15 protein-coding genes are annotated in these 18,986 nt (G+C 68.5%); 8 read left to right on the top strand and 7 right to left on the bottom strand.

From position 1 onward, the window contains the following. Positions 1 to 19: 19 nt before the first annotated feature. A complete protein-coding gene (locus AAW51_RS27945; protein ID WP_053013402.1) occupies positions 20 to 1,285 on the bottom strand; it encodes a GGDEF domain-containing protein in 1,266 nt (421 codons plus the stop codon). A gap of 247 nt (positions 1,286 to 1,532) precedes the next feature. Next, positions 1,533 to 2,750 (bottom strand): GGDEF domain-containing protein, encoded by a 1,218-nt coding sequence (locus AAW51_RS27940; protein WP_053013401.1) that lies wholly within the window; start codon positions 2,748 to 2,750, stop codon positions 1,533 to 1,535. A gap of 338 nt (positions 2,751 to 3,088) precedes the next feature. Between AAW51_RS27940 and AAW51_RS07125 the strand changes: the two genes are divergently transcribed. After that, positions 3,089 to 5,635: a GspE/PulE family protein gene (locus AAW51_RS07125; RefSeq protein ID WP_417903599.1), complete on the top strand. Its 2,547-nt coding sequence runs from the start codon at positions 3,089 to 3,091 to the stop codon at positions 5,633 to 5,635. 509 nt (positions 5,636 to 6,144) lie between these two features. After that, positions 6,145 to 6,756: a PEP-CTERM sorting domain-containing protein gene (locus tag AAW51_RS07120; protein WP_047194048.1), complete on the top strand. Its 612-nt coding sequence runs from the start codon at positions 6,145 to 6,147 to the stop codon at positions 6,754 to 6,756. Between the two features lie 42 nt (positions 6,757 to 6,798). Here the strand turns inward: AAW51_RS07120 and AAW51_RS07115 are convergent, their stop codons facing one another. After that, complete coding sequence (locus AAW51_RS07115; protein ID WP_047194047.1) at positions 6,799 to 7,995, bottom strand: SUMF1/EgtB/PvdO family nonheme iron enzyme; 1,197 nt, start codon at positions 7,993 to 7,995, stop codon at positions 6,799 to 6,801. A 250-nt stretch (positions 7,996 to 8,245) separates the two neighbouring features. On the opposite strand from AAW51_RS07115, the gene selD reads away from it, so the two are divergent. Beyond that, complete coding sequence (selD, locus tag AAW51_RS07110; protein ID WP_047194046.1) at positions 8,246 to 9,304, top strand: selenide, water dikinase SelD; 1,059 nt, start codon at positions 8,246 to 8,248, stop codon at positions 9,302 to 9,304. A gap of 44 nt (positions 9,305 to 9,348) precedes the next feature. Here the strand turns inward: selD and folE2 are convergent, their stop codons facing one another. From folE2 to AAW51_RS07090, 4 genes are all read right to left on the bottom strand, one after another. Continuing rightward, the gene (gene folE2 / locus AAW51_RS07105) at positions 9,349 to 10,167 is read right to left on the bottom strand and encodes a GTP cyclohydrolase FolE2 (protein ID WP_047194045.1); all 819 of its coding nucleotides are present in this window, start codon (positions 10,165 to 10,167) and stop codon (positions 9,349 to 9,351) included. A gap of 101 nt (positions 10,168 to 10,268) precedes the next feature. Beyond that, on the bottom strand, positions 10,269 to 12,161 hold the full coding sequence (gene dxs, locus AAW51_RS07100; protein WP_047194044.1) for a 1-deoxy-D-xylulose-5-phosphate synthase: 1,893 nt from the start codon (positions 12,159 to 12,161) through the stop codon (positions 10,269 to 10,271). Further along, entirely contained in the window at positions 12,161 to 13,051 is an 891-nt protein-coding gene (locus AAW51_RS07095; protein WP_047194043.1) for a polyprenyl synthetase family protein, read from the bottom strand. Before AAW51_RS07095 ends, dxs begins: the two co-directional genes overlap by 1 nt. Then, on the bottom strand, positions 13,048 to 13,287 hold the full coding sequence (locus AAW51_RS07090) for an exodeoxyribonuclease VII small subunit (RefSeq protein WP_047194042.1): 240 nt from the start codon (positions 13,285 to 13,287) through the stop codon (positions 13,048 to 13,050). The genes AAW51_RS07095 and AAW51_RS07090 overlap by 4 nt, the downstream gene beginning before the upstream one ends. Positions 13,288 to 13,671: 384 nt before the next feature. On the opposite strand from AAW51_RS07090, the gene AAW51_RS07085 reads away from it, so the two are divergent. The 5 genes from AAW51_RS07085 to AAW51_RS07065 all read left to right on the top strand — a co-directional run bounded on the left by AAW51_RS07085 (position 13,672) and on the right by AAW51_RS07065 (position 18,961). Next, positions 13,672 to 14,775, top strand: coding sequence for an aromatic ring-hydroxylating oxygenase subunit alpha (locus tag AAW51_RS07085; protein WP_047197523.1), 1,104 nt, complete (start codon positions 13,672 to 13,674; stop codon positions 14,773 to 14,775). A 149-nt stretch (positions 14,776 to 14,924) separates the two neighbouring features. Beyond that, complete coding sequence (locus tag AAW51_RS27935) at positions 14,925 to 16,646, top strand: adenylate/guanylate cyclase domain-containing protein (RefSeq protein ID WP_053013400.1); 1,722 nt, start codon at positions 14,925 to 14,927, stop codon at positions 16,644 to 16,646. Positions 16,647 to 16,663: 17 nt separating this feature from the next. Then, a complete protein-coding gene (locus AAW51_RS07075; protein WP_047197521.1) occupies positions 16,664 to 17,536 on the top strand; it encodes a DMT family transporter in 873 nt (290 codons plus the stop codon). Further along, complete coding sequence (locus AAW51_RS07070) at positions 17,533 to 18,396, top strand: sulfurtransferase (RefSeq protein ID WP_047194041.1); 864 nt, start codon at positions 17,533 to 17,535, stop codon at positions 18,394 to 18,396. The genes AAW51_RS07075 and AAW51_RS07070 overlap by 4 nt, the downstream gene beginning before the upstream one ends. Positions 18,397 to 18,526: 130 nt before the next feature. After that, positions 18,527 to 18,961 carry a universal stress protein gene (locus AAW51_RS07065; RefSeq protein WP_047194040.1) on the top strand — a complete coding sequence of 145 codons (435 nt, stop codon included), beginning with the start codon at positions 18,527 to 18,529 and terminating at the stop codon, positions 18,959 to 18,961. Positions 18,962 to 18,986 lie beyond the last annotated feature (25 nt).

The following is an 18,986-nucleotide window of genomic DNA, read 5'->3' as shown; positions in this document are numbered from 1 at the left end:
GCCGCCCGCTCGCGGCGCCTCAGCCCCCGCTGGTCGAGGAGGCGAACAAGCGCGAATCAAGACGGCTCGACAGCACGTCGTCCGACGCGTAGAACCGCACCCGGTTGCGCCCGGCCCGCTTGGCTTGATACAGCGCCTCGTCGGCCTGGTTGAGCAGATCGACCAGATCGGCTCGGCCCTGCTGCAACGCCGAGGCGGAGGCATAGCCGACGCCGATGCTCACGGTGCAGCTGAGGAAATTGCGACCGGTGTCGATCTCGAGCGTTTCGAAGCTGCGACGCAACCGGTCCGCGAACACGCGGGCGCCCGGCACGTCGGTGCCGGGCAACACCAGGCAGAACTCTTCCCCGCCGAGGCGCGCGAACACGTCGGTTTCGCGCTTGGCACGCTGCGCGAGGTTGGCCAGTGCCCTCAACACCAGGTCACCCACATGGTGCCCGTGGGTGTCGTTGACCTGTTTGAAATGGTCGATGTCGAGCATCAGCACCGCGACCGACTGGCCCAGCTGCGCCGACAGCGCGGCCAGGCGGCGCGTGTTCTCCTCGAAGCCGCGCCGGTTGAGCGCCCCGGTGAGCGGATCGCGCACGGCCTGGGCATACAGTTGCTCGGCGAGGCGGAAGTTCACCAGCAGCACGAACAGCAGGATCAGCGACCCGGTGGAGACGACGCCGAACACCACCAGGATGGCATTGGCATGGGCCACGACTTCCCGCACATCCCGCCCGCCAGAGGACGCGAGAATGGCGCCGCGCGCCGCCCAGCCGATGGCCTCGGTCAAGGCGCACAGCATCAAGCCGAGGAACAGCGGATGGAAGCGCTTGCCGGCGTTGTGCCGCCATGCCGACCAGGCCGCCGTCAGCCACACGCCGGTGATCACGACAGAGGCCATCACCGTGTTCCACAGCGGGCGTCCGGCAGCCTCGAACCCCAGCCCGGCCACCAGATGAAACGCGGCGACGTACACGATCCAGCGCGGACTGCCGGCCGCGCCGTCAAAACGCCGCAAGCCTTCCGTCAGCAGCGCGATGCCGACCAGCATCAGGCTGTCGCCGAACACGTACAGCGTGCGAGCCAACAAGCCGATCTTCTGCATCTGACTGCCCGCCACGACCATGCCGGTCAGCACCAGCACGCAGGCAACCCCCCACCAGCGCGGGCCCCGGGTGTCGGGCACCAGGCGCGCGAGCACGAACAGCAGCACCGAGGCGATCAGCAGCAGCACGCTGAACGCTGCGGCCAGGCCCCAGAACTGGGGCGGCCCGAGCATCAGGCTGTCGGGCCTCATCGGACAACCTCCGTGCTGCGCACTGCGGTGCGAGCCCCTTCGGGCGGCCGGGCGGGGCTGATTCGGAACACCTCCGTGCTGCGCACGACGGTGCGAGCCCCTTCGGGCGGCCGGGCGGGGCTGATTCGGACAACCTCCGTGCTGTGCACTACGGTGCGAGCCCCTTCGGGCGGCCGGGCGGGGCTGATTCGGACAACCTCCGTGCTGTGCACTACGGTGCGAGCCCCTTCGGGCGGCCGGGCGGGGCTCATACGCCGCCCTTCAGGACAGGCTGCAACCCTTCCAGCGGCGCCGCGGGACGCCGCACGGTGCTGCCGGCCGGGTCTTGCAGCACGCAGCAATCGCGCCCCTGCGCCTTCGCCGCATAGAGGGCCTGGTCGGCCCGCGCCAGCAGTTCGGCCCAGGTGGCCTCCTCGCCCGGCTGCCAGGCCACCCCGATGCTGACGGTGACGTGCAAGGCCCCGCCGTCGCCGCGCTCGAACGTATGCCGCGCCACACGGCAGCGCAGACGTTCGGCTTCCTCCAGGGCCTGGACGCCGGTCTGGCCAGGCAACAGCACGACGAACTCCTCGCCGCCGAGCCGACCGACCAGGTCGGCCTCGGGAAAATGGGACGTCAACTCCATCGCGAACGCCTTCAGCACCCGGTCACCCTGCGCATGGCCGTGCGTGTCGTTGACCGCCTTGAAGTGGTCGAGATCGCAGGCCAGCAGGGCCACCGGCCGCCCGACGCGACGCGCGAACGACAAGGTGCTCGCCACCGCCTCTTCCAGGCCGCGCCGGTTGAAAACGCCGGTCAAGGCGTCGCGCACCGTCAGCAAGGCCAGCGCCTCGTTCATGCGGGCGGTCATCAACAGCGCCAGGCCCGTGATCACCGCGAGCAGGGTCACCGTGGTGACCATGCCGGCGGCTGCGTGCAACAACATCTTGCGCTCGGGGCTGATGGGGACCGGCAGCAAAAACATGCCGGCGCGCAACACCGCCAGCAAGGCGATGACGCCGAAAGCCACTTGCAGGTAGAGGCGCACTTCCCGCAGCCGCGGGCCGGAAACATGACGCAGTGTCCACAAGGCCGCGATCATCAGCACGGCGATGCCGACGGTGCGCACCGCGAACCGCACCGGCACGCTCGGCAGCACCGCAGTGAACACGGCACTGACGACCAAGCTGACCAGCACCACACTACCGGCGAGTGCCCAGGGTCGCGACCGCTGCAGGTAGTGGCGCAGGCCGATCAGCAGCAAGGCGTAACCGCTGAGCAGCACCGGCTCGCGCAAGACCAGCAGCAGGGCCGGCATGTTTTCGCCGCGCCCCACCATGAACCCGCCCACGCTGAGCGGCAAAAACGCCAGCGCCCAGTACTGCGCCCCGTCGGCGTCGGGCACCCAGCGCAGCGCAAGCGCCAGCAGTGCCGCGAGCGAAAAGCCCAGCACTGCGCACGTGATGGCGACGAACGAGAAGTCCAAGGGGCAAAACAATAACAGCTAGGGTGCACGCCGCCGGGGGCGCTCGGTCCGGACCAGCTTGTTCACCTGTGAGCAACTGGTGGGCCCGCAAGCCCGGGCGCCTGCAGGCGGCTGGCGTGGGGCAGTATGCCAACCGGCCCGGGGGGCAGCAAGCGAGCCAAACGGCGAATTAGCGGCAAACCACCCCGTTGATACAGCCATCACGGGCTCTTGCCTCCGGGCATCATGGCGCATGGCGCGCATGACGTGCGGCGCTGCCGTTTCCGCTCGCGCCGCACGTCCTGCTGCCTGCCTGCGCCGTCCGGCGCCCTGCGAACCCGGTGAAGGAGAGCGCCTCGATGCAACACGACCCGACCGTCCCGATGTCCCTGGACGAGCTGTCCTTTGCCCCGCTGCCCCGGTTGGTGCCCCCCGCTCCCCCGATGCCCGTGCGCGAAAAAGCCGCACCGTCGACCTTCCGGTGGCCCACCCCGCCGTTCGGCGCCTACCCGGCCGCGGCGGAACAGCAGCATCCGCTGCGTTGCGAGATCGAGGGCCTCAACGGACGGCAGATCAACGGCCGCCTGATCTTTTTCGTGCCCGAAGAAGGCGTCGCCCACGTGCAGGTCCCGCCGGCCCGCACCACCATGGCGCTGCGCTTCAAGCAGTTCAAGGCGCTGAAGATCCTCGACGTGCTGCCCGCCCTGCCGGTGGCGCCCAACGACCCCCACGCGCAGATGCTGGATGTGCGCCCGCGCATGCCGTATCACGTGGTGGCCTCGGTCGGCGACGACCTGCACGGTGAGACGGTCGGCCACGTGGAGACGGACGACGGCTTGTTTCTGTTTCCGCCGGCGGACGACGCGGGCGGCGTGGCCCGGGTTTTCGTGCCGCGCCATGCCTACACCTCGGTCGACGTGGGCGCGCGCATCGGCGAGCTGCTGGTCGCGCAGCAGGCCGCTACACCCGGCCAGGTCGAGCAGGCCGCCGCCCAGCAGCAGGAAATGCGCGGGCGCAAGCTCGGCGACATCCTGATCACCCGCAAGATCGTCACCGCCGACAAGCTGATGGCGGCGCTCGAGCAGCAGTCGCGCATGCCGATGGTGCGCATCGGCGAAGCCTTGCTGTCGCTCGGACTGGTCTCGCAGGCCGACCTGGACGCGGCGCTGCAGCAGCAAAAGACCGATCGCAAGCTGCCGCTGGGCGAGTTGCTGGTGCAGAGCAACCTGGTGTCGCGGCAGGACCTGCAAACCGCGCTGGCCCACAAGATGGGCTATCCGCTGGTCGACGTCGTCAACTTTCCGGCCGATCCGGAGGCGCTGCGCAAAGTGCCGGTGGCGGTGGCGACACGTCTGAACGCGCTGCCGCTGATCGTGCGAGACAGCCGGCTGGTGGTGGCGCTGGAAGATCCGTCGCGTCGCTCGGCCCTGGAAGAACTCGAGTTCATCAGCCAGCTCAAGATCGTGCCCGCGTTGGCGCAGTTCGGCATGATGGAAGCCGCCATCCGGGTCGCCTACGAGAAGATCGGCAGCGACGTCTGGACCTCGCGCGGCGTGCCCGCCGTGATCGAGTTCGACGCCGGCGACACGGGCAAGCTGATCGAGACGCTCGAAAAGGAAGGCAGCCCGAGCGAGGGCGAGGAGGACGGCCAGATCGAGCAGTCCGACAACTCGCTGGTGCGCCTGATCAACAACATGATCGTCGAGGCCCATGGCCAGGGCGTGTCGGACATCCACATCGAGAGCTACCCGGGGCGCGAGAAGATCAAGATCCGGTTTCGCAAGGACGGCCTGCTGCACTCCTACCTCGAACTGCCGCACACCTACCGCAACGCGTTGATCTCGCGCATCAAGATCATGTGCGACCTCGACATCTCCGAGCGCCGCAAGCCGCAGGACGGCAAGATCAACTTCGCACGCTACGTGCCGGGCCAGAAACTCGAGTTGCGGGTCGCCACCATCCCGACCAACAACGGGCTGGAAGACGTGGTGATGCGGATCCTGGCGTCGGCCAAGCCGCTGCCGCTCGACGACCTGGGCTTGAGCGAGCACAACCTGACGCACCTGAAAGAGGCGATGGAGCGGCCCTACGGCCTGGTGTTGTGTGTCGGCCCGACCGGTTCGGGCAAGACCACCACGCTGCATTCCGCGCTCAGCTTCATCAACGTGCCCGAGCGCAAGATCTGGACCGCCGAAGACCCGGTCGAAATCACGCAGCCGGGGCTGCGGCAGGTGCAGGTCAACGCCCGCATCGATTGGACCTTCGCGCGCGCGCTGCGCACCTTTCTGCGCGCGGACCCCGACGTCATCATGGTGGGCGAAATCCGCGACGAGGAGACCGCCAAGATCGCCGTCGAGGCCTCGCTGACCGGGCACTTGGTGCTGTCCACGCTGCACACCAACAGCGCGCCCGAGACCGTCACCCGGCTGCTCGACATGGGCATGGACCCGTTCAACTTCGCCGACTCCTTGCTGGCAGTGCTGGCCCAGCGGCTGGTGCGACGCCTGTGTCGCGCCTGCCGTCAGACCCGACCGGCCACCGAGGAGGAAGTGGAGGAACTGCTGCAGGACTACCTGCAGGCCTTCGTGAAACCCGAAGACCGGCTGCGCGACGAGGTGCGCGCCGGCTGGGTCGCGCGGCACGGCCGCAACGGCCAGCTGATGCATCACCACAGCCCGGGCTGCGAACAGTGTGGACAGACCGGTTTCCGCGGTCGGGCGGGCCTGCACGAGCTGATGGTCGCGTCGCGCGAGCTGCGCCGTCTGGTGCAGACCGGGGCACGCGCCGAGGAGCTGCAGCAACAGGCGCTGGGGGAGGGCATGCGCACCTTGCGTCAAGACGGCATCGACAAAGTGCTCCAAGGCGTCACCACCCTGGCCGAAGTGCGGTCGATCAGCAATACGTAGCGTAGGCGCGACACCCGCTGTGGCAATTGCAACAGCGGGTGCAGCCCCAGACGGACGGTTGATTTTCAGGCCTGAACGGCAACAGGCCGCCAGGCGGCGCCCGCTCACGCGCCGCGTCCTGGTCCGGCTTTCTTAGGGGTTTCCCGGAGCCTGCGGTCGTCCGGGGCGAAGTTGCAAACCCCAACATCGCTTGCCCTGAATTTCATCTTCTTGCATTGGGCCGCCACCCCTTCCCGCATTCTTGCGGCCAGTGGAGGGAACCGGCGGCCCCGGCCTTGCAACCGGGCCGCTGCCGCTCCCCAACATCCCGAAGTCGATTCCGTCCCTTGCCGCACACCGGCGGCGAGTTCCGACGCATGCCAGGGCGCCGTGCGCGGCCGCCCGCGTTGGCGTAAGACCTGCAGCAGAGCGGCACCCAGCGCCACCCGCTGGCCGGGCGGAGTCCGACTTCACGGCACCGCCTCGCCCGCTCGGGCAGAGCGGTCCTTTGCCAACGAAGTGGAGGAAGCATGTTCAAACAAGCAGTTGCGGCCGCAGCCCTGCTGGCCGCCCTGACCTCGGCGCAAGCCGCCGCCCCCCTGGAGCTGATCCTCGATGCGCCCGGTGCACAGGCCGTCGGCTTCGAAGTGGTGCCGTCGCTCGAGGGCGCCGACTACAGCTTCGGCACGCTGGTGGGCAATGCCGGCGCACACGTCACCTACACCTATCTGGGCGCGAGCACGCCGGCCTGGAATTTCTTTGCGGCCTCGGACCGGGTGTTGACCAATCTGGCCAACGCTGGTGCCCCGGGCAGCGACATCGGCAGCAGCATCGCCGAAACGGTCACCGAGACGAGCGTGCTCGACTTCGGTTTCGGCCAGGCCGGCCCGCTCGGCGAGGTGGAAGCGGTGAATGGCCAGATCGGCGCGCCCTTCGCCATCTTCGGCAATGGCACCGACCCGATCCAGACCCGCTACGGCTCCTTCCGTTATGTGCTGGGCTTCGACGACGGTGCCGACAGCGTCGATTACAACGATCTCGTCATCGGCGTGAGCGCGGTGCCCGAACCCGGCACCGTCACGCTGATGCTGGCCGGATTCGCGGCCTGTTTATTCATCCTGCGGCGCCAACGCAAGCGTTGAGGTGTGCCGCGCGGCTGCGGCGGCACACGCGGCAGCCGCGTGTCACAGCGCGCAGGTGCGGAAACCGCAGAAGGTGTCGTCGCGTTCTGGGCGCTGGAAACCGCGCTGGCGCGGATGTTTCAGGCGCCAGCGGGTGGCGAAGCTGCCACCGCGCAGCACCCGGTGGCTGCCGTCACGCGGGATCTGCAAGGCCTCGGTCGCGGCGCCCGGCGGTGCATCGCCATAAGGCTCGAAGCGACTCGACGTCCATTCCCACACGTCGCCCCAGCGGAAGCCGCGGCTGGCAGCCGTGCAGGCGGCCAGTTCCCATTCGGCTTCGCTGGGCAGACGCCGCCCGGCCCAGCGGCACCAGGCCTGCGCTTCGTGCCAGCTGACGTGCATGGCCGGCGTCTGCGCGGCCAGTTGCACCAGGTCGGCGCCGCGCCGCGCCAGCACCCGGTGACGCACCTGCTCCACATGGCGCGGAGCGCGCCGACCGGTCGCCTGCAGCCAGGCCCAGCCTTCAGCCGACCACCACGACGCCTCGTCGTAGCCGCCGTCCTCGATGAACTCCGCGTATTGGGCCCAGTTGACGGGCTGTGCGTCGATCTCGAATTCGGGCACCCGCACCTCGTGGCGGCCCATTTCATGGTCGAACACGAACCCCGGGCCGTCGTCGCAGCCGAGTTGCCAGCGCATCGCACCGAAGCCGATCGGCGACCGTTCCGCAATCGGCTGCGGCCACTGCAAGGCCGGCACCGACAGGCCTAGCGTGTGCGCCATGCAGGCCAAGGTTTCGCCCTGCATGTCTTCGTAGAACAGCGCCAACCGGAAGAAATAGAGCCCCTTGTCGGTTTCCTCGGCGTGATTCAACAGGTCGAGCGTGGCCTCCAACGTCTCGACCAGGTAGGCACGCACCGTGTCGGGTGGCGGCAAGGACGCGCGCCAGCGCCCCGCGCGGGGTGTCTGCGCCGGGTCGTACCACAGGTCGGCACCGGGCTCGATCGATGCCAGCCGCGGACGGCGGGCATCGGCGTAGGGGCCGAGGTGTCGCTCGATGTTGCGCGCCACCCAGTACTCCTGGAACCACCCCAGATGGCCGAGCAGCCACAGCGGCGGGTCGAGCTCGGGCGTCGGCGGAATGTCGAGCGAGGCTTCGAACGCGCTGAAGCGGTGCAGGCTGCAGTTGCGGCTGTCGATCAGCGCCAACGACAGCAGGTCGCGCCCGCTGCGCCGTATGTCCGGCGTATCAATGTCCACCCCTGCCCCACCTCCGCTTGTGCACCGGCCCGATGCTGGTACGTCCCGGCCGCGTTCCGCAGGGGCGAGGCGACATCGCCGGCCCGCTGCGCCTCTCGGCGGCGCTGCGAGCCACCTGTCGTCCACCGGCCTGCTCCTGCGCCCGGCGTCACGGCATTGTCGCACTGCGGCCGAAGCCCTCGCGGGCCGCCGCCGGCCTCCCCGCGTCCTACACTGGACCCTGACGCCACCTCCCTGCCTTGAATCCGATATGAACCCTCTCCAGTCGGCCGCCTATCCCCGTTTGACCTCGCTGTCGCACGGCGGTGGATGCGGTTGCAAGATCGCCCCCGGCGTGCTGTCCGACATCCTGCGCCATGCCGGCTCCCTGCCGGTCCCCGACGCCTTGCTGGTCGGCATCGAAACCGCCGACGACGCCGCCGTCTACCAACTCAACGACGAGCAGGCGCTGGTGGCCACCACCGATTTCTTCATGCCCATCGTCGACGATCCGCACGACTTCGGCCGCATTGCCGCCACCAACGCCATCTCGGACGTCTACGCGATGGGTGGGCGCCCGATCATGGCGCTGGGCCTGGTCGGCATGCCGGTCAACGTGCTGCCGCTCGACGTCATCGGCCGCATCCTGCAAGGCGGCCAGAGCATCTGCGCGCAGGCCGGCATCCCGGTGGCGGGCGGCCACACGATCGATTCGGTCGAGCCCATCTACGGCCTGGTGGTGTTGGGGCTGGTGCACCCGTCCAAGGTCAAGCGCAATGCCGACGCCCGCGCCGGCGACGCGCTGGTGCTGGGCAAGCCGCTGGGCGTCGGCGTGTTGTCGGCCGCGCTCAAGAAAGACCGGTTGAGCGCGGACGGCTACCAGCGCATGGTGGCCAGCACCACCCAGCTGAACACGCCGGGGCCCGAGTTGGCCGAGCTGGCCGGTGTACATGCGATGACCGACGTGACCGGTTTCGGGCTGGCGGGGCACGCCCTCGAGATGGCGCGCGGCGCCGGCTGCCGCATCGAGCTGACCTGGTCGGCCGTGCCGCTGCTGCCGGGGGTGGGCGAGTTGGCGCGGCTGGGGCTGGTGACGGGCGCGTCGGGGCGCAACTGGGCGAGCTACGGCGAGCAGGTGCGGCTGCCGGCGAGTTTCAGCGACGCCGAGCGGGCGCTGCTGACCGACCCGCAGACCAGCGGCGGGCTGCTGGTGTCCTGCACGCCAGACAGCGTCGATCAGGTGCTGGGCGTGTTCCGGCAGCACGGCTTCGAGGCCGCGACAGTGGTGGGCCGGGTGGCGCCGGGGCCGGCGGAAGTGGTGGTGGTCTAAGGCCCGGGGCGCCCGTCGGGGGGCGGCCCGGGCGCCGGTGCGCCTCAGGTGCGCTCGATGACGGCGAAAGCCGAGTGGTTGTGGATGGATTCGAAGTTCTCGACTTCGACACGGTAGCGCCCGACCCGCGGCTCGGCGTTGACCCGCAATGCGACATCGCGCACCAGGTCCTCGACGAACTTCGGGTTCTCGTAGGCGCGTTCCGTGATCCATTTCTCATCGGTGCGCTTGAGCAGCGGCCAGATTTCGCTGGACGCGCTTTCTTCGGCAAAACGCACCAGCTCGCGCCAGTCGACATCACCGAGAAGTTCGGCACGGATCGTCACGTGCGAACGCTGGTTGTGGGCGCCGAACTCGGAGATTTCCTTCGAGCAGGGGCACAGCGACTTGACCGGCACGACCACTTCGGCCCAGACGGTGACCTGCCCGCCTCGGCTCTCGGCGATCCACTTGCCCTGGTAGTCGAGCAGGCTCTGCACGCCCGACACCGGTGCCGTCTTGAGGATGAAAAACGAGAAGCGGGCCTCGATACGGCCTTCGTCGGCATGCAGCAGCGTCAGCATGCTGACCAGGTCCTGGCGCAGCGTGGCGGCTTCGATCGGGTGCAGATGGTGTTCGTTGAGCCAGGCGACGAAGCGCGACATGTGCGTGCCCTTCTGGTCGGCGGGCAGGGCCACGTCGAGGTCCCAGGTGGCGACGCCGTGCTGCACCTGGCCGCCCACACGCAGCTGGATCGGGTAGCGCACGTCCTTCACGCCGACGCGCTGGATCGCAAGGCGGCGCTCGTCGCGCGAGCTTTGCACATCGGGCATCGCCACCTCGGCAGCGGAAATCAGGGACTTCAGGTCGGTCATGTCGTTCATCGTCTTCCTCACCGGCGGCCTAAGTCAACCGCGCAGGCGACAGTCTGGGGCCTGCCGCTTCTCCTCGCAGGCGCAGGGAAATCGGCGGCGGGCCCGCCGCGTCACTGGTTGATGGCCGGCCGCACCAACGCCAGCTTGGCGCCGAAACGTTGCAACACGGCCCGCTCGATACCGGCTGCGTCCAGCCCCTGCAGGGCCAAAAGCTTGGCCGGGTCGCCGTGCTCGATGAATTCGTCTTTCAGGCCCAGCATCAGCACCGGCGTGCTCAGCCCGGCCGCGTGCAAGGCCTCGGCCACGGCACTGCCGGCGCCACCCACGACACAGCCCTCTTCCACCGTGACGATGGCATCGTGGGTGCGCGCCAACTCTTCCACCAGGGCGGTGTCCAGCGGCTTCACGAAGCGCATGTTGGCGACCGTCGCATCGAGCTTGTCGGCGGCTTCCAGCGCGGGATACAGCAAGGTGCCGAAGGCCAGGATGGCCACGCCGCGGCCCTGACGCCGCACCTCCCCCTTGCCGAACGGCAACGCCGTCATGGTCTGCGCCACCTCGACGCCGGCACCGCTGCCGCGCGGGTAGCGCACCGCGGTGGGATGGTCCTGGCAGTAGGCGGTGTACAGCAGCTGCCGGCATTCGTTCTCGTCCGACGGTGTCATCAGGCTGAGGTTGGGAATGCAGCGCAGGAAGGCGATGTCGAAGGCGCCCATATGGGTCGCGCCGTCGGCACCGACGATGCCGGCCCGGTCGAGTGCGAACACCACCGGCAGGTTCTGGATCGCGACGTCGTGGATCAACTGGTCGTAGGCACGCTGCAGAAAGGTCGAATAGATCGCAACCACCGGCTTCAGCCCTTCGCATGCCAGGCCGGCCGCGAAAGTGACCGCATGCTGCTCGGCGATGCCGACGTCGTGGTAGCGCGTCGGAAAACGCTGCTCGAACTCGACCATGCCCGAGCCTTCGCGCATCGCCGGCGTGATGCCCACCAGCCGCTCGTCCTGCGCGGCCATGTCGCACAGCCACTGGCCGAACACCTGCGTGAAGGTCGGTTTGCCGCCGCTCGCCTTCTTCAGGCCTTCGGCGGGATTGAACTTGCTGGGGCCGTGATAGGCCACCGGATCGGCCTCGGCCAGCTTGTAGCCATAGCCCTTCTTGGTCACGACATGCAGGAACTGCGGGCCCTTCAGCTTGCGCAGATTCTCGAGCGTCGGGATCAGCGACTCGAGGTCGTGGCCGTCGATCGGACCGACGTAGTTGAAGCCGAATTCCTCGAAGATGGTGGCCGGCACCACCATGCCCTTGGCGTGTTCCTCGATGCGGCGCGCCAGCTCGAACAGCGGCGGCGCATTCTTCAGCACCTGCTTGGCGCCTTCGCGGGCCGCGGCATAGAAGCGGCCCGACAGCAGGCGCGCGAGGTATTTGTTGAGCGCGCCGACCGGCGGCGAGATCGACATGTCGTTGTCGTTCAGCACCACCAGCATGTCGGCGCCGCCCGCGGCATGCGGATAACCGGCATTGTTCAACGCCTCGAAGGCCATGCCGGCCGTCATCGCGCCGTCGCCGATGATGGCCACCGCCTTGCGCTCTTCGCCCTTCAGCCGAGACGCCAGGGCCATGCCCAGGGCGGCCGAGATCGAGGTCGACGAGTGTGCGGTGCCGAAGGTGTCGTATTCGCTCTCGTCGCGCCGGGGGAAGCCGCTCATGCCGCCGTACTGGCGCAGGGTGGGCATGCGCTCACGGCGGCCGGTCAGGATCTTGTGCGGATAGGTCTGGTGGCCCACGTCCCAGACCAGGCGGTCATGGGGGGTGTCGAACACATAGTGCAGCGCGATCGTCAGCTCCACCGTGCCCAGGTTGGACGACAGGTGGCCGCCGGTCTGCGACACGCTGTGCAGCAGGAAATCGCGCAATTCTTCGGCCAGTTGCTGCAGGTCGTGGCGCGGCAATCGGCGCAGGTCGGCCGGCGTATTGATGGTTTCCAGGAGCGAATAGTTCATCAGCTTTGCCGATCTACGACTTTGTCAGCCAGCACGCTCAGCCACGCCGGCTGCGGCAAGCCGCTGCCTGCCAACGCCGCTTGCGCACGTTCCCGCAGCTCGCCGGCATAGCGCCGCGCCGCGTCCAGTCCCAGCACCGACACATAGGTCGGCTTCTGGTTGTCTGCATCCTTGCCGGCGGTCTTGCCGAGCGTCTCAGACGCCTGCGTGACGTCCAGGATGTCGTCCACCACCTGGAACGCCAAGCCGACGCTCCAGCCGTATTCGGACAAGGCCTCCCAGGCACGCGCGTCGGTCGTGCCGCAGGCCGCGCCCATCTGCACGCTGGCGCGCAGCAAGGCGCCGGTCTTGCGCCGGTGCATGTCGCGCAACGCGGCCTCGTCCAGCTGATGGCCGACGCTGGCGAGATCGATCGCCTGGCCACCCGCCATGCCCTCGTGGCCGGACGCGCGCGCCAGCAGTCGGCACAGCTGCGCTTGCAGGCGCGGCGGCACCACGTCTTCTTCGGGCGTCAGCACCTCGAATGCCAAGGCCTGCATCGCATCGCCGGTCAGCATCGCGGTGGCTTCGCCGAACTGCACGTGCACGGTCGGCTTGCCGCGCCGGAGCACATCGTTGTCCATACACGGCATGTCGTCGTGCACCAACGAATAGGCGTGGATCAGCTCCACGGCGCACGCCGCCCGCAGTGCCGCCTCGTCGTGGCCGCCCACCGCCTGCGCCGCGGCCAGCACCAGCAAGGGGCGCAACCGCTTGCCGCCGTCCAGCACGCCATAGCGCATCGCCTCGCCCAGCCCGACCGGCGCATCGACCGGCACCCAGGCCGACAAGGCCGCTTCGACCCGCGCCAACTCGGCTTGCGACCAGTGGTCGAACTCGGCGCCGTTCATGCTTGATTCCAAGGTTTCAATTGCCCCTCTTCCAACACCTTCACCTGCTGCTCCACCGTCTCGAGCCTGCCACGGCAGTAGGCCAGCAAATGCGCGCCGCGCTGGTAGCTCTGCAGCAGGCGCTCGAGCGGCAGCTGGCCCGATTCGAGCTCGGACACCAGCCGCTCGAGCTCGGCCAGCGCTTCTTCATAGCTGGCCGGCTCTGCAGTGTGGGAAGAGGTTGCGGTGTTGGGCATTGGCGTGCGGTGAAACCGGCAATTGTAGTCAGGCCGCATCCGCCGCCGGCTGCGCTGAAGCTGTGCCGGGCGGCCACCCTCTTACAAACCCCCTTGACATTCAGCAGGAGTTACATACCCAAGGAGGCTAAAATGTCCGGTTCCCCGACGAAAACTCAGCGCGGCCTCATTTCACATCGGAGGTATTTGGCCAGACGCGTGCGCAGGACGATGCAGTCCCCGGGGCGGATCACGAGCCGGTCACCGGCGCACGGTCCGCTGCGGGAAGCGTCGTCTCGCGGAGCATTTCGTCGAGAGCGATTCGTGTATCCGGCACCGGATGGATCGGGGAGATGAGCCCACCGTGGGGGTGGTTGACATTGGTTTTTGGAGATCCTGGGGATCATGTCAGACCTAAGCATTGCCCTTGAGCAAAGCCACTCGCAACTGCCGGTTTCGGCATATTTCGACGGCGAACTGTTTCGCCGCGAGATGGAGCTCATCTTCCAGCTCGGACCCCGCTACCTCGGGCACGAGCTGGCCGTGCCCGAGGTGGGGGACTACTACGCCCTGCCGCAAGAGGGCGAGGGCCGCGCGCTGGTGCGCACGCCGCAAGGGGTCGAGCTGATCTCCAACGTCTGCCGGCACCGGCAGGCGGTGATGCTGCGCGGGCGCGGCAACACCCGCAGCAACATCGTGTGCCCGCTGCACCGCTGGACCTACGGGCTGGACGGCAAGCTGCTCGGGGCGCCGCATTTCGCGCAGGACCCGTGCTTGAACCTGAACAACTACAAGGTTCGCCACTGGAACGGGCTGGTGTTCGAGGACAACGGCCGCGACGTGGCCGCCGACCTGGCACGGCTGGGTCCGCGGGCCGAGTTCGACTTCAGTGGTTACGTGCTCGACAAGGTCGAGTTGCACGAGTGCAACTACAACTGGAAGACCTTCATCGAGGTCTACCTCGAGGACTACCACGTCGGCCCCTTCCACCCCGGCCTCGGCAACTTCGTCACCTGTGACGACCTGCGCTGGGAGTTCGGCAAGCACTACTCGGTGCAGACCGTCGGGGTGGCCAATGCGCTGGGCAAGCCCGGTTCGGACACGTATCGCAAGTGGCATGAGGCGGTGCTGAAGTTCAGCAACGGCGTGCCGCCGAAGCACGGCGCCATCTGGCTGACCTACTACCCGACCGTGATGCTGGAGTGGTACCCGCACGTGCTGGTGGTGTCGACGCTTTACCCGCAGGGGCCGCAAAAGACCTTGAACGTGGTGGAGTTCTACTACCCCGAGGAGATCGCCGCCTTCGAGCGCGAATTCGTCGAGGCCGAGCAGGCCGCCTACATGGAGACCTGCATCGAGGACGACGAGATCGCGCTGCGCATGGACGGCGGCCGCAAGGCCTTGTTCGACCGCGGCGACAACGAAGTCGGCCCCTACCAGAGCCCGATGGAAGACGGCATGCAGCACTTCCACGAGTGGTACCGGTCCACGATGCGGTTCGGCGGCTGACCCGCTGCGCTGACTCACGATGCCCGGCCCGCCGGGCGTCGGTTGCCTGAACGCCCGGCGCCGCCGGGCGTTGTTGTTTGCAGGACACGCCGCGCGCCCGGTTTCGAGCACAATGTCCGCGTGTCGTACCGGACCGCCCTCTTTCCGTCGTGAACACCGCGCCCGCGCCCTCGCCCGCGCAGCGTTACTCGCTCAGTCGCACCTTGCCGATCGCGGTGCTGCTGTTCACGATCGTGCCCCTGGTGATCGCGGGTTCGCTCTCGCTGGCTGAAAACTCCCAACGCTTGCGAGCCGAGCAGGAGCGCCTGACGCGCCAGACCGCGGTGCTGTTGGCCGGCCGTGTTCGCCAGCTGATGCTGTCGGCCGAACGCATGGCGGTGATGATCGCCAGCACTCCGGGGGTCAAGGAATTGCTCGACGGCCGCATCCGCAGCGACGCCGTGCTGTATCTCGAACTGCGCAGCCTGGTGCGCAGCCACCCCGAACTCGATCGCGCCGAACTGCTGGACGCACAAGGCCGCAAGCTGCTCGGCTACCCGCTCGACCCCGGCAAGGACGAAGGGGTGCAGCGGCTGCCGGCGCGCCACGCCAGCTGGCGGCCCCGCGGCCCCGGTGAAGGGGTGGACGTGCTGTTGCCGGTGGCGAACGACCCGCCCTCGGCGCGCCCCAGCGGCTGGGTCGTGATTGGCATTTCACCCGGCGCGCTGGTCGACGCCATCCAGCTGCCAGAGGGCAGCTCCGAAGAGGCCCGCGCCTTCGTGCGGGCCCCCGGCGCGGCCCTGCCGGTCGCGTCGGTCGCCCGCTCCGTGACCGCGCTGGCGCAGCCCAATCCGGCGCCCTCCGACGTGCTGTACAGCGAAGCCGAAGCACATGCCGGCTGGACCGTCGAATGGGTCGACTCGCTCGAGACCTACCGGGCGCTGGTACGCGAAGAGCTGCTGCGCTTCACGGCGGTGACGCTGGCCGTTTCCTGCCTGAGCGCCTGGGTCGCCTGGCGCTTCGCGCGCGGCCTGGCGCGCGACATCCGGGGCATGGCACGCTCGGCGCGCGCCTTGCTGAAGGGCCACCACCTGAACGCGCACGTGGAACTGCAGCGCGACGACGAGTTGGGCCTGCTGGCGCGCTCGTTCAACCACATGAGCTGGGAACTGGAGAAGCGCGACCGCGAGCGCGACGTGTTCGGCCGGCTCGTCTCGCCGGAGGTGCGTGACCAGCTGCTGCAGGGCGAGCTGATGCTGGGCGGCCATGAGGTCGAGGTCACGGTGCTGTTGAGCGACATCCGCGGCTTCACGCAGCTGTGCGAGGAAATGAAGCCGCGCGACATCGTGTTGACGCTCAACGAGTACTTCACCCGCATGACCGAGGCCGCGCAACGCTACGGCGGCTACGTCAACAACTTCATGGGCGATGCGATGGTGGTCGTGTTCGGCGCCCCCAAGCCCGACGAACACCGTGTCGTGCGTGCCCTCTATGCCGCCGTGGCCATGCAACAGGCCCTCGACGAGTTCAACCGCGAGCGCAGCACCTACGGCGCGCCGACGCTGGTGGCGGGCATCGGCCTTGCCAGCGGTACTGCACTGGCAGGCCAGATCGGCTCGCCCGACCGCTGTATCTATACCGTCATCGGCGACACCGTGAACGTGGCCGCACGCCTGGAAGGCCTGAACAAGCTGCACCCCGAGATGGCCGCACTCGCCAATCCCGCCACGTTCGCACTGTTGCCGCCCGCACTGCAGGCGCTGCTGCGCCCGCTCGGGGCACAGTACCTGAAAGGCCGCGACCGCTCGGTCGAGGTCTACGCACTGCCGCGCGACGCCGCTTTGCCGCCGCCGCCGGCGCACCTGATGAAAGCAGAGGAAGAAGTCCTGTGAACCGTGCGCCCGTGCTGATGATCCTGGCGAGCTTTTTGTTCGCCACCATGGGGCTGTGCGTCAAGTACGCATCGGCCTATTACGACACCGGCGAGATCGTGTTCTACCGCGGTCTGGTCGGCGCGGCGCTGATGGCGCTGCTCACCTGGCGGCAGCGCGGCACCTTGCGCACCGCTGTGCCGGCGATGCACTTCTGGCGCAGCCTGTCGGGCGTGGCCGCCTTGTGCATGTGGTTCTATGCGATCGGCAACCTCCCGCTGGCCACCGCAATGACCCTCAACTACATGTCGTCGGTGTGGATGGCGCTGTTCCTGCTCGGCGGCGCCATCCTGCTCGGCGGGGCCCGGCTCGACCCCCGCGTGGTGGCCGCGGTGCTGACCGGCTTCGCTGGCGTCGCGCTGATCCTGCGCCCGACCATCGAGCAAGACCAGTTGTGGCACGGTGTGGTGGGCTTGCTGTCGGGCATGCTCAGCGCCACCGCCTATCTGCAGGTCACCGCGCTCGGGCGCGCCGGCGAGCCGGAATACCGCATCGTCTTCTATTTCTCGCTGGGCGGCATGACGGCAGGCCTGCTGGCGATGCTGGCCGGCGGCAGCCATCCGCACACACTCGCAGGCATCGGCTGGCTGCTCGCCGTCGGCACCTTCGCGACCGTCGCGCAACTGATGATGACGCGCGCCTACGGCACCGGCAAACCGCTGGTCAACGCCAGCCTGCAGTACCTCGGCATCGTGTTCGCGTTCATTTACGGCGTTGTGCTGTTCGACGATCCGGTGACGTGGATGGCGCTCGCAGGCATGCTGCTGATCGTGCTGGCCGGCCTGGCGGCCACTTTTTTGCGCAGCAAGGCGGCGCCCAACGTCGCCCCCTCGACCACCACAGAAACATGAGCTACACCACCTTGATCTCGGCGGCCGACCTGCAGGCGCTGATGCGCGACGGCACGCCCCTGGTCGTGCTCGACGTCAGCTTCGACCTCGCCGACACCGCCGCAGGGGAAGCGGCCTATGCCAGCGGACACCTGCCGGGGGCGCACTATGCCCACCTCGACCGCGACCTCTCCGGGCCGAAATCAGCGCCGGGCGAGCCCGCGCGGGGTCGTCACCCCCTGCCGGCACGCGAGGCCTTCGCGGCGACGGTGGGCCGCTGGGGCATCGCGCCCGGCACCCAGGTGGTGGTCTACGACCGCCAGGGCGGCATGTTCTGCGTGCGCGCCTGGTGGTTGCTGAAATGGCTGGGCCATGAAGCCGTGGCCGTGCTGGACGGCGGCCTTGTGGCCTGGCAGGCGGCGGGGGGCGCACTGAGCACCGGCCTGCCGGCGGTCGATCCGCAGCCCCCCTACCCGGCCGCCTCCCCCGCGGTCCGCACCCTCGACGCGGCCGCCCTGCAGGCCCGGCTCGACGAGCCGGGCTGGCGTTTGCTCGACGCCCGGGCCCCGGAACGCTTTCGGGGCGACGTCGAGCCACTCGACCCGGTGGCCGGGCACATTCCGGGCGCCGTGAATCGCTTTTTCAAGGACAACCTCGCCGCCGACGGCCGCTTCAAGGCGCCGGCGCAACTGCGGTCCGAGTTCGAGGCCTTGCTGGCCGGCACCGACCCCGGCACCGCGGTCCACCAATGCGGCTCGGGGGTGACCGCCTGCCACAACCTGCTGGCGATGGAAGTGGCCGGCCTGGGCCGCGCGGCGCTCTATCCCGGCTCCTGGAGCGAGTGGTGCGCCGACCCGCAGCGCCCGGTGGCGCGCGGCTGACAGTGAAGCAAGTGTCCCTGCGCCCACCCCCTGCAAGGCCTGGCGCTTGCCGGTGGGGCATGACTTCGGTCAACATGCCAGCGCACGCCCCGTGCAACGATGGCCCTCAACCCGAAGACGGAGGTCACTCATGTACAAGCGCATCCTGGTTCCCACCGACGGCTCGGACATCACCCAACGGGCCATCACCACGGCGATCTCGCTCGCCAAGCTGACCGGCGCCGAGGTGTTCACGATCAGCGTCAAGGACCCCTACCCCTACAGCGCGATTTCCGAGATGCAGCCGACGCTGCCACAGGAATTCCTCGACGCGCAGGAGCGCGTCGCCTCGCGCAACGTCGCCGCGGTCAAGGAAGCCTGCCTCGCGGTCGGCATTCCGTGCACCGCGCACACGGTCGAGTCGGTCAGCGTCTGGGAGGCGGTGGTCGATTACGCCAAGCAGCATGGCTGCGACCTGATCGTGATGGCCTCGCACGGTCGCCGCGGCGTGCAGGCCCTGCTGCTCGGCAGCGAAACCAATCGTGTGCTGACGCACAGCACCATCCCGGTGCTCGTGGTGCGCTGAGCCGCGCCGCCGCGGTCCCGGCCGC

This window comes from Caldimonas brevitalea, assembly GCF_001017435.1.
Taxonomy (GTDB): Bacteria; Pseudomonadota; Gammaproteobacteria; order Burkholderiales; family Burkholderiaceae_C; genus Caldimonas; species Caldimonas brevitalea.
The sequence above is the reverse complement of the archived record's forward strand: the minus strand, read 5'-3'. Positions and strand labels throughout refer to the sequence as shown.